Below are 16,940 nucleotides of genomic sequence, written 5' to 3'. Positions count from 1 at the left end.
AATATATATGTTTAATTTTTAATTCTTCATTTAACTCTCAACTTTCCACTTCTACTCATCTCTGATCGCTTCAATCGGTTTGATAGCCATCGCACGGTAAGCAGGTGCCAGTCCTGCCAACATACCTAATGCGATCAGCAGGGCACAGGTTCCGACTGCTAATCCGAAGCTGACCTGGAAATGAGCATCTCCTCCGTTGGAGTTCGCTCCCATCTCAACCAGTTGCAGCACCATGACAGCGAAAGAAATTCCGAACATGCCGGCGATGGTTGTCAAGACCATGCTTTCAGATAAGATTTGCTGCAGGATGTCTTTGGGGCGTGCACCGATGGCACGGCGTATGCCGATTTCTGTAGTGCGTTCTTTCACTGTCACCATCATGATATTCGATACACCAATGGCGCCTGCCAGCAAGGTACCCAAACCTACCATCCAGATCAGAATATGGATACCGGTGAATAAGTTGTCTACCATGGAAAACATAGCCTCAGCGTTCAGATACATAAGCGCCTGCTTGTCATTAGGAGCAATATAGTGTGCTGCCTTGATGATTTCTTCCATTTGGGGTTGTACATCGGAAACCTTTACGCCCCGTTTGACGGTGAAGCAGATTACATCAATTTGTCCGCCTAGATTATAAGTCTGCTGCATGGTGGTGAATGGAAGGGTAACAGCCTCGGAGGCACGGCCCTGTATGTTCATATCTCCTTCGGAAGAAGACATGCCGATGACTTGATAGTAGATGCCGTCTACCCGTACATATTTGCCACACGGGTCTTCTCCCGGTTTGAACAGGCTTTCGTAAACACGCTTGCCAATAACGCAGACCTTACGCGCTTCACGGATATCTACGTCGTTGATAAAACGCCCGTATGCCATTTCTTGTGATTCGATATGGAGATAGTCGGGATATAATCCTTTCACACTACAATCGTATTTCTTGTCTCCATAAATAGCGTTGGATCCCCAACGGGCAACGGAAGGGGTGATGACTTCCACATCCTTTACCTGCGAGCGGAGGCGTTCGATGTCGATGGCTTCCAGATCCCACCAGCGTCCTTTACGAAATCCTTTGTAGGCTTCTCCCGTTTTTTGGGCGGCAAGGAAGCCGGAGTTGGTGGCAAATCCCTCAAAGTTCTTTTGCATCATATCCTGCAATCCCTGTCCGCCGCCGATAAGCGCCACGAGCATGAAGATTCCCCAGAATACGCCGAATGCCGTCAGCAGGCTTCTCGTTTTATTTCTTGTGATGGTGATGAGGATTTCCTCACAAGTATCTATGTCTATTCTCATAATCTTTAATCGGCTCTAAGTGCTTCGATCGGTCGGATGCTGACTGCTTTGCGGGCAGGGAACAATCCGGCTAATGTTCCGGCTATTACTAATGTGAGTGTAGCTTGGATGGCGATTCCTATGTCGACCGTTGGATTCAGGAATACCGTTTCGGACCATATACCGTTGTCCGTAGTCTGGTTTCCGAAGGCATTGTTCATCCATTCGGTGGCTCCGATACCTGCAACCATACCTATATATCCGAATATGGTGGTAATCGTGACGCTCTCTACGATAATCAGCCAAAGGATAGAAAGTGGTTTGGCTCCGAGCGCTTTGCGGATGCCAAATTCTCGGGTACGCTCTTTAACGGTAATCAGCATAATGTTCGAAACTCCGACAATTCCGCTTAATAAGGTGAAAATGCCAATCACCCAAATGGCAATACGAAGCATCGCCGATCCTTGCTGTTGCTGCAGATAATTGGTGAAACGGTTCCATATCCAGATGGCGCTATGATCGGTCGGGTCAAAACGCTGGTTGGCGCCGATCACTTTACGGTAGTGGGCTTCGAATTCCTCGTTAGACTCTATTGTTTCCAAATTCTTGGTGGTCATGATGAGGTTATTCAGCTTGTCTCCTTTATTATAAATCGTTTGCAGGGTTGTGAACGGAAGATAAGCATCGCTGTCTCCGCTGTCACCTTTGTCATTGTACAGTCCTACTACCTGATAGGCAACATTGCCCGCATTCACGAATTGTCCGATGGGGTCAGTATGTGTTTTGTCGAACAGGATTTCGGCAGTCTTTTTGTGGAGTACAATTACTTTCCGTCGTTCTTTAATGTCGATTTCGTTAATGAAACGTCCCTTGAAAAGCTTTACTACTTCCACTTCCGTATGGTTGGGATATACTCCGGAAAGATTCAGGTTGACATATTCCGGTCCGAAGCTAAGGTTCACACCTCCCTGATATACGGTTGCTCCGGCCTTGATGACATGATCCGGAAAATTTTTATTGGTCGTATTCAAGTCTTTGTTATCCAGTCGTATCCGCCTTCCTTCCTTCAGACCGTCGTATGATTTACTGGTCCATCCCGGAAAAATTTTGATGGAGTTCATGGCCCGTTCCGAAGCCGACTGTTCGAATGCGTGAATCAGCCCGTTGCCGGCACCCAGCAGGACGATGAGCATAAATATTCCCCATGCGACGGCAAATCCGGTGAGAAAAGTCCTCAACTTATTGCGTTTGATGGTACTATATATTTCTTGCCAAATATCAATCATATTTTAAGTAATAAGTTATAAGTAATAGGTTATAAGTAATAGGTAATAGGTATTAGGCTGCGCTGTGACCGCATGGAATTAATACTTAATACTTATTACCTATTACTTATTTCATAATTCCGTTTTGGCCGAATGGAGAGGCGTCGTGGTCGAGGTTCTCTTCAATCCGTTCGATAATACCATCTTTGATATGGATGATCTTGTCCGTTTGGTTGGCAACACCGCTTTCGTGGGTTACGACGACGATGGTCATTCCCATTCGATGCAAGTCTTTCAATATCTGCATTACTTCTACGGAAGTTTTGCTGTCCAGAGCGCCTGTCGGTTCGTCGGCAAGGATGATCTGCGGCTGGGTGATTAATGCGCGGGCGATGGCTACACGTTGTTTCTGACCGCCACTCATCTCATTTGGCATGTGGTGTGCCCACTCCTTTAGTCCCAGCCGGTCGAGATATTCCAGAGCGAGTGCATTTCGCTTTTTGCGGCTTACACCTTGATAAAATAAGGGAAGTGCCACGTTTTCTACGGCATCCTTGAATGATATCAGGTTGAATGACTGGAAAATAAATCCGATCATACGGTTTCGATACTCGGCAGCTTTCGTTTCGCTCAAGTCCTTGATAAGTACGTTGTTCAGATAATAATCCCCGGTATCGTAGTTATCGAGTATTCCTAATATGTTTAGTAAAGTAGATTTGCCCGAACCCGAAGCTCCCATGATGGAAACAAACTCACCTCGCTGGATGTCGAGATTGATGCCCTTGAGTACATGGAGAGGTGCTCCGTTGTTGTAGGTCTTGTTAATGTCTGTTAGTTTTATCACAATTTCCCTTATTAAGTTTCTTTTTTCTTTTTATTTTTCACTATTAGACGCATGAAAGATACGAAAAGTTGCAAACAGAGTGAACTTTTTTGAAAAAACATTTTGTAGACTCAATCTTCTTTACGTAATTTGTGTGCAGTAAACTTTATAATTAACTAACCCTTTTAAATAAAGTATCATGAATTCAAACATGGAGAAACCCTACGTAGTAGGTATTGACATAGGCGGAACAAACACCGTCTTTGGGATTGTAGACGCACGCGGAACTATTATTGCCAGTAGCTCGATTAAAACAGCCGGCTATCCGACTGCTGCAGAATATGCTGACGAAGTATGCAAAAACTTGCTTCCGTTGATCATCGCTAATGGTGGTGTAGATAAGATCAGAGGTATCGGTGTCGGTGCTCCTAATGGTAACTATTATACCGGAACTATTGAATTTGCTCCGAACTTGCCTTGGAAAGGAATTCTTCCGTTGGCTACTATGTTTGAAGAAAGACTGGGTATCCCTACTGCTTTGACCAATGATGCTAATGCTGCTGCTATCGGTGAAATGACTTATGGTGCTGCCCGTGGTATGAAAGACTTTATCATGATTACTCTGGGTACAGGTGTAGGTAGCGGTATCGTTATCAACGGTCAGATGGTTTATGGTCATGACGGTTTTGCCGGAGAATTGGGCCACGTAATTGCACGTCGTGACGGTCGTGTTTGTGGTTGTGGTCGTAAAGGCTGTCTGGAAACTTACTGTTCGGCTACCGGTGTAGCTCGTACTGCTCGTGAATTCCTGGCTGCTCGTACTGATGCAAGCTTGCTTCGTAATATTCCTGCTGAAAACATCACTTCAAAAGATGTATATGATGCAGCTGTACAAGGTGATAAACTGGCACAGGAAATCTTCGAATTTACAGGTAATATTTTAGGTGAGGCTTTGGCAGACGCTATTGCATTCTCCAGCCCTGAAGCAATTGTATTGTTCGGTGGTTTGGCTAAGTCGGGTGATTATATTATGAAGCCGATTCAGAAAGCAATCGATGACAATATCCTGAATATCTACAAAGGCAAGACTAAATTGCTTGTTTCCGAACTGAAAGATTCTGATGCTGCTGTACTGGGTGCCAGTGCTTTGGCTTGGGAATTGAAAGATCTGAAAGAATAATATCATTTTTTTAATAATAAAGGTAATTGGATCCCCGGGGGCGTTGAGTTTCCGGGGATTTTTGGTTTTACAGGCATGCTGAAAAATAACAAAGAATCTTATACCCCTAATACAATATTGACATCGATATTCAATTTTCTGCTAATTTCACGAGCTACTTTTAAGGTTGGTTCGCTTCTGCCAGTAAAATAATCACTGATACGGGAAGGACTGACTCCAAGCAATTCTGATAATTTAGCCTGACTGAGTCCCATTTCATACATACGAAGTTTCATGATATCAACCAAAGAAGGAGTTTTTATTGGATAATACTCATCCTTGTATTCCTCTACAAGTGCTGACAATAAATCTAGTTCAATAAGATTTTTGTCAGATAAAGGAGTGTCATCATCAACTAATGGAAGAAGTTCTTCTATTCTTTCCATTGCAGCTTTATAAGCAGTCTCATTCTGAATCTTTGCCATATCTATACGTTTTTAACATCTCAATTATTTTACTTTTGGCTATACTCTCATGATTGCACTCTTTTATTCAAAAAAAAATATTATGTATTGAAAAACAAAACAATGTACTATTTTTCAATATATAAAGTGGGGAGGTAGGTGGTGATAGGTACTTATATGGAAAAACGAATCTTTTCTTCGAAATAGACTTTAGAACATTTTATGCGTCTATGGTTGCTAAAAAAACATTAATTCCTGGTCCGCTCTATGAATAACCGATAAATTTTGCATCTATGGTTCTCTTTGTGCTTGTATATATCGTGTTTTGCTATTTATTTGATCTGTTTGTCCCCTTTTTAATAGTGTGTTGTTTGGGAATATTATTTCTAGGTAACAAAATGATATTTGTTGGATGTTGGGAACAGGAGTTGAAATAGAATTCAAATCGTCTGAAAGTAGATGAGTTTGTGATATTCGGCGGGTAAAATGAACTTGGTTTTAAAGAAAGATTCCGTTGGTTTAAAACCAACGCCTCGTTCCTTTAAAACCAAAAACTCTTTTTAATCCTTTAAAACTTGCATAATCCATGGATTTTATGCAGAAAAGCAGTTGCGTATTGCATATTTATAAGTCATTTTGTGCAATAATTCGTCTGGAACACAGGTTTCTCTCTGCTTTTTAATAATAGAAATCTTAAAGATGGGACATTGAATTCCACTTTCACTATTGTTGTCAATCGAACAATAGAGATTTTTGCGATGGTGACACTATCCTGATCGCATAGTGTCAGTATCCCGTAGGTATAGTGACACTATACCGGCAGGATGGTGTCACTATGTTCAAATGCTCGCTATGACAAAAGTATGGAAGAGAGATGGCTTGAAATAAAAAAGAGGAAATCCCGTTGCCGGAACTTCCTCTTTTTTATTTCGAATCTCAGAGTTCAGCTTAGTTGTTAACTCTTTTTTCTTTGATTCTAGCTTTCTTACCAGTAAGAGCGCGCAGGTAATACAATTTAGCGCGACGAACTTTACCTACCTTGTTCACTTCGATGCTATCGATAGCCGGTGATTCGATTGGGAAAATTCTTTCTACACCTACAGTACCTGACATTTTACGTACAGTAAAACGTTTCTTGTCTCCGTGACCGGCGATTTTGATAACAACACCACGGTACAACTGTACACGTTCTTTGTTACCCTCGATGATACGATATGCTACTGTTACAGTGTCTCCTGCTTTGAAGCTCGGGTGCTGTTTACCGGTAGCAAATGCTTCTTCTGCAATTTTAATTAAATCCATTGTTGCTATTATTAAATTGTTTTATCGTTACAACGCAACATACCAAGTATCTCTTCTCTTGACAGCGATTGCGCGAAAGCGGTGCAAAGTAACGAATTATTTATCAGATAGCCAAATGTTTTGGAGAAAATGATCGGCTGTGAGCTGGTATCGAATGTTTTTGGGGGTACATCAAACAAATGTGGCAATAGATTTGTATCTTTATGATTGGGAATAGGAAAAAAGGCACTGCCGGGGAATGTGGAGAAGGGTTCACTTCTCTTTTGCAGCAGCCTTTATTGATCATTTTAAACAGTAAAAAATGGGGAATTTAATTTCATTTATGAAGAAGGTAGCCGACGGGCTACGGGAAAGTGGGAATTATGGGACCGCCCATATTTACAGGAGTAGCATGAGTGCAATCCTTGCATTCAATGAAAGCGGGAATCTGCCTTTCCGAAAAGTGACTCCGGAGTTTTTGAAAAGTTTTGAAGCGTATCTGCGTGGAAGAAATTGTAGCTGGAATACGGTTTCTACTTATATGCGTACGCTGAGAGCTGTGTACAATCGAGCAGTAGACCGACGCATTGCACCTTATGTACCGCATCATTTCCGGTATGTCTATACGGGGACACGTGCTGATAAAAAGCGTGCATTGGAAAAAGAGGATATGGAACGTCTTATGAAAGATCTTCCGAAACAGCTGCACTCGGGAAACAGGGAATTGCAGCGTGCTCGTGGTTTTTTCATATTAATGTTTTTGCTGCGTGGTATGCCTTTCGTCGATCTTGCTTATCTGAAAAAACATGATATAGACGGAAATGTCCTTACTTATCGTCGGAGGAAAACAGGCAGAATGCTGACTGTGACTCTTTTGCCGGAAGCGGTGAAATTGATCAAACAGCATATGAATACCGATCCTGCTTCTCCTTATCTCTTTTCGTTGATTTCCAGCAAGGAAGGAACGGAGGAGGCATATAAGGAATACCAGTTGGCATTGCGCAACTTTAATTATCAGCTGATGATTCTGAAACAAGTGCTGGGACTGACTACGGATCTGAGTTCATATACAGCGCGTCACACATGGGCTACGATGGCTTATTATTGTGAGGTGCACCCCGGTGTCATTTCAGAAGCGATGGGACATTCATCTATCACTGTCACAGAGACTTATCTGAAACCTTTCAAGAATAAGAAAATTGATGAAGCGAATGTAATGGTCTTCTCTTCCTTTAGGAAGTCTTTCTCGGTAGGTAATTGTTTGAATTAAAGCCTGTTACTTTGTAGGTAACGGGAAGAAAAGACGCTGCAAATATGGGTATATTTTGGAAAACATGCAAACAAAAATGATATTTTTTCTGATAAACTACTAAAAAAAGGAAACACACAGAATAAAACTGCGGATTTTTTGAGAAGAACACGGCTTGGTCTTTAATTTTTGCAAAAGATTTCCCTCCCCTCTGCCATCGTCTGAGAGCAGGGGTTAAAAATATTCTTTACTTATTCAATGAATGTAGTCCGCAGACGCCTCTGTCGGGGTGGAAAAGTACGCTTTCCCGTTACCTACAAAGTAACGGGCGAATATTATTTGAACTTAGTGTTTAATAATATATTATTAATGTAATTTTTAAGTAGTTATGAAGAAAAAATTTATTAGAGTGATGTTTTTCGGAGCATTGGCGCTAACCACATTTTCATATGTAGGTTGTAAGGACTACGATGACGATATCGATCGGTTAGAGCAGAAGATAACCGAAAATGCCAACGCTATTGCGGAAATCAACAAGCTGATCGAAGGGGGATCTGTGATCACAAAAGTTGAGAACATTACCGGTGGTGTGGAAGTAACATTGAGCAACGGTAAGAGCTTTACCATTAAAAATGGTGATGCCGGAAAAGATGGTACTCAGTGGACGATTGGTGAAGACGGATACTGGTATCAAGATGGTAAGAAAACAGAGTTCAAGGCTAAAGGTGATAAAGGAGAACCGGGCACTCCGGGCGAGCCGGGAACTCCAGGTACTCCGGGTGAACCGGGAGAACCAGGACAGCCGGGTACTCCAGGTAAAGACGGTGATACCTATATTCCGGGTGAAGACGGATTCTGGTACAAGAATGAAGTGAAGCCGGAAAACAAGACTGATAAGACTTGGATTGTCCCAGGAGTTGTTTCTGTTGCTGATATGGGTGACTACTATATCTTCAGTAATCTGAAGAATGAAGCTGGTGAAGCAACTTCTGCTACAGTTTATAAATACTCTGCTACTTTTGTTTCTTCTTTAGTACATGTACCTTCAAATATCAATAAGGATTTAGGAGATGTTGTATTCTTGCCAGTTATTGCATATGATAACAACTCGAAGAATACGGCTGTGTATGAGTATAATAGTAGTAATCAACCATTATATCGTACTTTGGTTAATGGATGGGCGGAATATGAATATAAATTGAATCCTGCTAATGTAAATCCTCAATATTATACTGGAATATCGTTTGTTGAACAAACAGCTACAACAACTACCAGAGCTACTGAAGTTGGGTTACCTTTGGCTAAAGTAGTAACTACTACAGACCGTGGCAAATTGATAGTAAAGGCCTCTGCTGGTGATAACGCCAATAACCCAAATGCGTTCAAAATGTATAAAGATGATTCTGAACAGGGTACTGCTTATGATAATCCAGATGGCAAACCGATGAAAGAATCTACTAAATACGGTGAGGCTGGTAAAGTGAATATGCTTGCCTACATGGTTAAGAATACGAATGAACAACTTGGTGAGACTGCAAATATCAATGTAGTATCTGATTATGTTGCTACAAAACGTATGGTGGTTGAACAAGAGGAAACTACTATTGGTTTTGCTGTTGATGCAGATAAATATGCTGATCCTACAGTAAAAGCTCCGGCTCTTCCTTTGTTGTCTGATATGTACAAGAAGGCAGAAACTAAGGTAAACGATTATTTAGCAAGTCTTCCTGTTAATTTGAAATTTTTGTATACTGCTGATCCTTTGGATTTGGAACCATTGCTCACAGGTTTGGCAACAGAATTCCATACTAACACAGGCTTTGACGCAGATGAAAGTCAATATGTATTGACTGATCTTGGTTTTGAAAACGTAACATTCCAATATGAGGCAGTGAGTTATATGGATGCTGAAGTTGATCAGACAAAACGTTATCTGAAATTGGATGGTAGCAAAATTTCTGTAATCGACAAACAATCTGCTTCTATCGGGCGCCAGGCTGTTTTGAAAGTAAAGATGTATGTAGATGGCAAATTTGTTATGAGTAAGTTGATGAAGATTGAGTTTGTAGAACAAGAGCAACAGACTAAAGACTTTGTTAATACAGATTTGAAAGAACAGACGTTGGCTTGTACAGCTTTGTATGGTGGCGGTGCGAAGTTGGCAGCAGCTACTGCATATCAGACTGCTACTGTTGTGGAAGGTCTTAAGATAGACTTCGACCAATACTTTAATGCATTACAAGTAAGCAAAGCTAAATTCGTAGAATATTATGGTGGAGGTAATCCGACTGTGGAAGTAACGAAGGATGGCGTTAAATTTGATGGCTGGAGCTTTGATTCTGAAGAAGCAGGTAAGAATTTGACAATCGATTATTCTAACATCGAAGGATCTGCTATTACTGACAATAACAATGTATACTTCGGATTGAAGAACCAGTTGCGTGCCGGTACTTATGTGATTAAGTTTACTTATTCTACAACGAATACTGCACCTACATACAAAGCATTCACTATTACTGCTACATTGGTAGTGAAAGATCCTGTACATACATGGACTTATAACCCGTCAATGTGGGAAGGAACAGAGTATATGCTTGGTTATGGTCAACCGACTTCAGGAGACTATGGCGCACCGTTCTTGATGAAAGCTACTATCGAAGATGGATTCATGGATTCATGGGATGGTTGTGGTCAATGGGACTTCGAGTTAGTAACTACAGCTCCTGCAAGCGAGATGACTCTTACAACAGATATTGCTACTAATAAGCACGTACTGAATATCTTTGATAAGAAATGGATGGGCAAAAAGATTCGTGTCCGTGCCGTTGAGTATATTGAAACGAAAGATGCAGCGAAAAATAATCGTAAGATCAATAACATTGTATCAGCTACTAAGACTAGTGAATTTGACATCATGTTCGTTAATCCTGTAGTTTATGCTCAGGTAAATGCAGCGGCAGCTTGGTATTTGGTTGACAAAGCTAATACTACTGTCCTGAAGGAAGGTGCTTATCTGCCTATCTACCGCTTCGTTAAATTGTATGATATAAAGAGAGGTGAAACGAATGGTATGATGTTTGATGGAAGTCAAGAAGAGCCTTGGTTCGAAAGAAATGAGGTTGAGATTGGTAAAGGCCTGTTCAAGATGCATAAAGTAGAAGTTTCTTATAAACTTTCGGATAAGAATGATGCTATTGTACAGAGACATGCTTCAATACTTAAATCGACAGATGGTAAAGAAGTTGGCTTGCTGAAATGGAACAACGATGAAGGTGTATTGGTTGGTGATGTTGATCAGCCGATTATTATCGATGTAACGATAAAGAATTCATGGATGGGTCAACCGGAACAGACAACTACACAAACCCAAGAAATCACTGTATACGTTAAGAAAGCGGATACTAAGTATACTGTACCGGCTACAGGATTCCTTGGAACATTGGCTGCTCCTGAAGGATTAGGCTCATACGCTGATTTGAACTAACATTAACTTGTAAATAGTTTTAGAAGGGTATCTTCATAAGAGAGGGTACCCTTCTTTAATAAATATCTTATTTAAAGAAAAGAGATGAGCATGAATAAAAAGAAATTGTGGATAGCAGCGTTTTCTTTGCTATTTGGCAGTATAGCCGTCTCTGCACAAGAACAGAGAATTAAAGAAGAAGGTAAGACGGAATTCAAATCCCATTGGTTTATGCAGGTACAAGCTGGTGCTGCGCATACCGTTGGTGAGGCCAAATTCACTGATCTTATATCTCCTGCAGTTGCATTGAATGTCGGTTATCAGTTTGCTCCCGCATGGAGTGCTCGTGTAGGCGTTAGCGGATGGCAGGCTAAAGGTAGTTGGGTTGCTCCACGGCAGGATTATAAATATAAATATCTTCAAGGTAATGTGGATATAGTATCTGATTTGAGTACGCTGTTTTGTGGTTTCAATCCCAAGCGTGTATTCAATGGCTATATATTTGCCGGAGCGGGTCTTAACCGTGGCTTCGACAATGACGAAGCTGTTGCAATTAACGCAGCCGGTTACCCGATGGGCTATCTTTGGACAGAAGGAAAGTTTCTTGTTGCCGGGCGCTTAGGTCTGGGATGCAACTTGCGCTTGAATGACCGTTTGGCTATCAATATAGAAGGTAATGCCAATGTTCTTTCCGACAAGTTTAATTCGAAGAAAGCGGGAAATGCCGACTGGCAGTTCAATGCTTTGGTGGGTTTGACTATTAAATTTGGCAAAGGTTATAAAGAAATCCCGCCTGTGTATTACGAACCGGAACCGGTCGTGGTGGAACAACCGAAACCTGCTCCTGTGGTAGAGCAGCCACAACCTAGAAAAGAGGTAGTAGTACAGCTAATGAAACAGGATATCTTTTTTGCCTTGAACTCGGCTAAGATACAAGACGACCAAAAGTCTAAAATCAATATGTTGGTAGAATATTTGCAGAAGAATCCGTCTGCCAAGGTAAAAGTGACTGGCTATGCGGATGCTAATACAGGAAATTCTAAGATCAATAAAACACTGTCCGAAAAACGTGCAGCTAATGTTGCAGAAGTTCTGAAAACAAAAGGAATAACTCCTGATAGAATCATTGCCGATTCCAAAGGTGATACTGTTCAGCCCTACAAAACACCGGAAGAAAACCGGGTGAGTATCTGTATTGCTGAATAAATCATGTTGCTCAACCGATACGTAAGTAACGGATGCGACTACTTTGCGGGTATCTGTCTCTGTGAAGCGATTGATAGTCGTTTTTCCCCACTAAGGATTTCCCCACTATAGTCCTTAGTTTATTTTAGTGAAGAGAGGAAAGGTCTGCACTTGCGAAAGACCGGACTTTTCGCTAACTCTATTCAAGGGACGTTCCTAATTTCCCCTTTTTCCCTGGGAACGTCCCTTTTTATTGCATATCATTGATGATAATTCTTCCCCATATAAAACTTAAGATATATACAAAAATGTCACACGCCCAATAGCACTTTGGGATTTTGAACAAATATATCCCTATCTTTGTCTTTTAAGATTTAGGGAAATAGAAAGAAAAGGTGTTATGGAAGAAGCATGGGAAAGGGAATCTTCTTCCTCTTAAAACAGCCTTTTAAGTATCATTTAAATTCGTATAATAATGGGGAATTTAATTTCATTCATGAAAGACGTAGCCGATGGGCTGCGGGAAAGTGGGAATTATGGGACCGCCCATATTTACAGGAGTAGTATGAGAGCCGTCATTTCATTCCACGGAAGTGGGAATCTTCCTTTTCGGAAAGTGAATCAGGAGTTTCTAAAAAAATTCGAAACGTATTTGCGTGGAAAAGATTGTAGCTGGAATACGGTTTCCACCTATATGCGCACATTACGTGCAGTGTATAACCGAGCGGTTGACCGACATCTTGCTCTTTATGTGCCTCATCATTTTCGTTATGTCTATACAGGGACGAGGGCTGACAGAAAACGTGCACTGGACAAAGAGGATATGGAACGATTGATGGCAAAGCTGCCGAATCAGCTTTATTCCGGAATCAGAGACTTACAACGTACACGTGCCTTCTTTTTATTAATGTTTATGCTTCGCGGCATTCCATTCGTAGACCTTGCTTACTTGAAGAAGCGTGATATAGAAGGGAATGTCCTGACTTATCGCCGAAGAAAGACCGGCAGAATGCTGACCGTAACTCTTCTGCCCGAAGCAATGAAACTGATCAGGCAATACATGAATACTGATCCTGCCTCTCCTTATCTTTTTTCGCTGATCGCCAGCAAGGAAGGAACAGAAGAAGCGTATCGTGAATATCAGCTGGCCCTTCGTTATTTTAATAGTCAACTGGTGATTCTGAAAGGAGTGTTAGGATTGACTGCTGACTTAAGTTCATATACTGCCCGTCATACATGGGCTACGATGGCATATTATAGTGAAGTGCATCCCGGTATCATTTCAGAAGCTATGGGACATTCATCTATCACAGTAACAGAGACTTATCTGAAACCTTTTAAGAATAAGAAAATTGATGAGGCTAATGCAACGGTTCTCTCTCCCTTTAGAAAAACGTTTTTGAAGATAAGTTGCTGATAAATATGGTGTTAATTCTTAGGTAACGGCAAGAAAACACGCTGCAAATATGGACATATTTTGGAAAACATGCAAACAAAAAAGATATTATTTCTAATAAACAACTAAAAAAAGGAAACACATCAAACAAAACTGCGGATTTTTTGTGAAGAACACACCTTGCTCTCTAATTTTTGCAAAAGATTTCCCTCCCCTCTGCCGTCTCTCCAAAGCAGGGGTTAAAAATATCATAACTTATTTATTGAAAATGGCCCGCAGACGCTTCTGTCGGAGTGGGAAAATGTATTATCCCGTTACCTAAGAAGTAACGGGCGAGTATTATTTGAACTTAGTGTTTAATAATATATTATTAATGTAATTTTTAAGTAGTTATGAAGAAAAAATTTGTTAGGGTGATGCTTTTCGGAGCGTTGGCGCTTGCTACCGGTGCATCGTTCGTAGGTTGTAAAGACTACGATGATGACATTGATGCGGTAAATGCCAGAGTCGATGGAATTGAAAAAACTCTCTCGGAATTGCAAGCTCAAGTGGGAGGCTATGTGAAGTCTGTGGTGTATGATGCATCTACAGGCAAATTAACAGTGACTGGTGCGGATAGTAAAGAGTACACTATACCAATGCCTGAAGAATTGCCATCGTATACTCTTGATGTGACAAAGGATGGTAAGATTACTTTGAAGAAGGATGGTAAAGAAGTTAGTTCTGGTACTATCGACATTCCTGAAATCCCTGAAATTCCGACGTATAAGGAATTTGATCCATTGTTACTGACTGTAAAAGATGGCTATGTTTATTATGATGGCACAAAAACTTCTGTTGCGATTCCTGAGACCGCAAAAGGATCTATTACTGCTATCCTTGATGAAAAAGGAGTCGTTACAGGATATAGAATTGTAACGATCGAAAACGGTAAAGAAGTTACTGGTGAATTCTCTGTCATAGACGCTATACCTTTGAAGGGATTAGTATTTGAGCCCACTTGCTATGTGGGTGGAATCTCTGCATTGAAAGCTAACAACTTGACTTATAATGCATGGTCTCAAAATGCGTACGCTAAACCGTCAGAAACCGGTGAAACATATAAGTCTAATCCTACACTTTCTTATATTACTCCGCAAATCTGGGCATATTACCACATGAATCCGGCTAGCGTTTCAATGGCACAGATTGAAAGCCTGAAATTCCTTTCAGGCGATAAGGATTATTATCCAGTTTCTCGTGCTGCTGCAATGGATCCAACTGCTAATATAAAGAAATCAGATGTCGTAACCGAAGACGGACAACGTTATCTTAAAGTTGCAATGGATGCAGATGCAGAAAAGATACCGGCACTGAATTCTGGTAAGGTAGCTGTATATGCTTTGCAGGCTCAGACCAAAGCTATTGGTGCTGACGAAGCTAAAGTAATTACCTCTGATTACGCTAGTATATATAAGGTACTTATGAGCGACTTCGTTCTAGAAACCAAAATTGATGCAGAAGACGTAATCTTATATGGACAAAGCATTTCTCGTACTGGTTCTACTCCTAATGCTAATGCAGGTAAGGCACAAGAAGCTATTGATGCAAATGCAGATTACACTGTAGCTACAGATGGTACACTTAAATTAGCAGATAAAATCTCTACTTATTATAAAGAAAACAATGGTACTGAATTAGTTAAGATGACTAATATTAAAGATAACGGTCTGAAATATGTCTTCACTGCTTCCAATTACATTGGTGGAGCTAATAATGAGACAGAACAGAACTCATTCTTTAATGGTAGTGATGCTGCTAAAGGTATTATTAACCCTGAATATAAAGGTCAGGATTCTGAAGCAACTGAACATCGCGAGCCATTGTTACGTGTAGAATTGGTAGATACCACTAAGGTTCCTAATCAGGTGGTTGCTGTAGGATGGATTAAGACAAAGATTGTTAAGGGTACAATTGACGGATTCGGTAAAGTATTCACTAAAGATACTTATTACTATGGTTGTGAGAACAATGTTGCCAAATTGACTTACCTCAACATGAATGATGTTTATGCTGAAGCGAAGTTGAACAAGCCTGACTTCCATACAGCATATACATTGAAGAAAGATGATGGAGGTGCTATCGCTTTGGGTGAAGGAAGTACAGGAACAGTAACAGAAGTAACGGATCCTGAAGCTATTGCTACTACAGTAGTAGAGTGGACAGTAACTCCGGCAGAAGCTTTGGCTCTTGTTAAAAAGTCGAAGACAGAGATGTTCGCTACTGTGACTTATGAATCAGTAGACGGAACTCGTGGAGATATCACAATTACGATGAAAGCAAGCATCGCAATGCCTAGTGGAGTAATTAAGAATGACCAAAAGATTACTGAAGCTTGGTCACCTGATAAGTCTTATGTAAAAGCTGATGTGAAAGAACCGGTTACTGTAGCAGTAACAGACTTCAAACTTGATCTGTTTGATGTATTTGAAGGTCGTAAGGTTGTTGTTTCTGACGTTACAGAAGCGAACTTCCCATCATTTACGAAGGATAAGTTGACTGCGAAGTTTATCTTCTCAGGAGCTAAGGATGTAACTATCGGAACTGATAAATACACATTCACTGTAACAGCTAACGGTACTCAATTGAATGCTAGCAAGAATAGTGCTACTGCAACTAAGATTGCTACAATTGATGCTGACGGTATTATTACTTACAATAAGGCTGACGAGAATGCACAAGCATTGTTGAATAAGTCTGCTTACAACGTGGATCCGTTCACTGTAGGTATTGAAATTGTGGTAACTAACGAATGCGATGAAATCTTACCGTTGACTGGTAACAAATTTGATGTGAAGTTCTTGCGTCCTATCAATGTAGTTGACTTGAAGTCTGCCGAATTGCAGGATGCAACTACAGGAACTGCTAAGATCGACATGAGCAAGTTACTTGGTTTGACAGACTGGAGAGGTCAAGCGTTTGCTGTAGCGCCTATCGATTTCTATACTTATTATGGAGTTACTGGTAGTGCAATTTCAATTGATAAGGATCAGATCATGACAACATTGAATGCAAGCGAAGCTGCACCAAAACTGTTGAAGGACGTTGCACCTAACATGTCAATTAATTACACATGTGATCTTCAGAAAATAGGTGGTGACATAACGTATGGTGACCTTGTTTATGCAAACGGTAAGTTTACTATAAATGCACCATTCAAACTGTTTATTCCTGTAACGGTTAAATATACGTTCGGTGAAGTAACCAGCACAGTAACATTAACAATTACTCCGACTCACCAGTAATTGATTGATCTCTCACGATAGCAATATCGACAAAGATAAGAAGGGTATCTTTTTCAAAAGAAGGATACCCTTCTTTAATAAAGTTAATGCAGTATCATA

General features: G+C 40.8%; 11 protein-coding genes. 6 read left to right on the top strand and 5 right to left on the bottom strand.

The window, feature by feature from the left end; all coding sequences use genetic code 11:
- Positions 1–51: 51 nt before the first annotated feature.
- The 3 genes from NBH01_RS21095 to NBH01_RS21085 form a co-directional block, all read right to left on the bottom strand.
- Entirely contained in the window at positions 52–1,293 is a 1,242-nt protein-coding gene (locus NBH01_RS21095) for an ABC transporter permease (protein WP_008763620.1), read from the bottom strand.
- 5 nt (positions 1,294–1,298) lie between these two features.
- The gene (locus NBH01_RS21090; RefSeq protein WP_250700282.1) at positions 1,299–2,558 is read right to left on the bottom strand and encodes an ABC transporter permease; all 1,260 of its coding nucleotides are present in this window, start codon (positions 2,556–2,558) and stop codon (positions 1,299–1,301) included.
- Between the two features lie 106 nt (positions 2,559–2,664).
- Positions 2,665–3,381, bottom strand: coding sequence for an ABC transporter ATP-binding protein (locus NBH01_RS21085; protein WP_008765150.1), 717 nt, complete (start codon positions 3,379–3,381; stop codon positions 2,665–2,667).
- 178 nt (positions 3,382–3,559) lie between these two features.
- Between NBH01_RS21085 and NBH01_RS21080 the strand changes: the two genes are divergently transcribed.
- A complete protein-coding gene (locus tag NBH01_RS21080; RefSeq protein WP_129655831.1) occupies positions 3,560–4,540 on the top strand; it encodes an ROK family protein in 981 nt (326 codons plus the stop codon).
- A gap of 98 nt (positions 4,541–4,638) precedes the next feature.
- On the opposite strand, the gene NBH01_RS21075 is transcribed toward NBH01_RS21080, so the two are convergent.
- Complete coding sequence (locus tag NBH01_RS21075; protein ID WP_113748130.1) at positions 4,639–5,004, bottom strand: helix-turn-helix domain-containing protein; 366 nt, start codon at positions 5,002–5,004, stop codon at positions 4,639–4,641.
- Between the two features lie 927 nt (positions 5,005–5,931).
- On the bottom strand, positions 5,932–6,285 hold the full coding sequence (gene rplS, locus NBH01_RS21070; protein WP_005675578.1) for a 50S ribosomal protein L19: 354 nt from the start codon (positions 6,283–6,285) through the stop codon (positions 5,932–5,934).
- A gap of 301 nt (positions 6,286–6,586) precedes the next feature.
- Between rplS and NBH01_RS21065 the strand changes: the two genes are divergently transcribed.
- The 5 genes from NBH01_RS21065 to NBH01_RS21045 all read left to right on the top strand — a co-directional run bounded on the left by NBH01_RS21065 (position 6,587) and on the right by NBH01_RS21045 (position 16,841).
- A complete protein-coding gene (locus NBH01_RS21065; protein WP_129655833.1) occupies positions 6,587–7,534 on the top strand; it encodes a tyrosine-type recombinase/integrase in 948 nt (315 codons plus the stop codon).
- Between the two features lie 367 nt (positions 7,535–7,901).
- On the top strand, positions 7,902–10,997 hold the full coding sequence (locus NBH01_RS21060) for a PL29 family lyase N-terminal domain-containing protein (protein ID WP_048692238.1): 3,096 nt from the start codon (positions 7,902–7,904) through the stop codon (positions 10,995–10,997).
- A gap of 90 nt (positions 10,998–11,087) precedes the next feature.
- A complete protein-coding gene (locus tag NBH01_RS21055) occupies positions 11,088–12,182 on the top strand; it encodes an OmpA family protein (RefSeq protein ID WP_016269879.1) in 1,095 nt (364 codons plus the stop codon).
- A 454-nt stretch (positions 12,183–12,636) separates the two neighbouring features.
- Positions 12,637–13,578 carry a tyrosine-type recombinase/integrase gene (locus NBH01_RS21050; protein ID WP_129655840.1) on the top strand — a complete coding sequence of 314 codons (942 nt, stop codon included), beginning with the start codon at positions 12,637–12,639 and terminating at the stop codon, positions 13,576–13,578.
- Positions 13,579–14,207: 629 nt separating this feature from the next.
- The gene (locus NBH01_RS21045) at positions 14,208–16,841 is read left to right on the top strand and encodes a hypothetical protein (protein ID WP_225651699.1); all 2,634 of its coding nucleotides are present in this window, start codon (positions 14,208–14,210) and stop codon (positions 16,839–16,841) included.
- Positions 16,842–16,940: the final 99 nt, after the last annotated feature.

The organism is Bacteroides sp. B1-V-101 (assembly GCF_023656585.1).
Classification (GTDB): domain Bacteria; phylum Bacteroidota; class Bacteroidia; order Bacteroidales; family Bacteroidaceae; genus Bacteroides; species Bacteroides thetaiotaomicron.
This window is presented reverse-complemented; position numbering and strand designations above follow the sequence as displayed.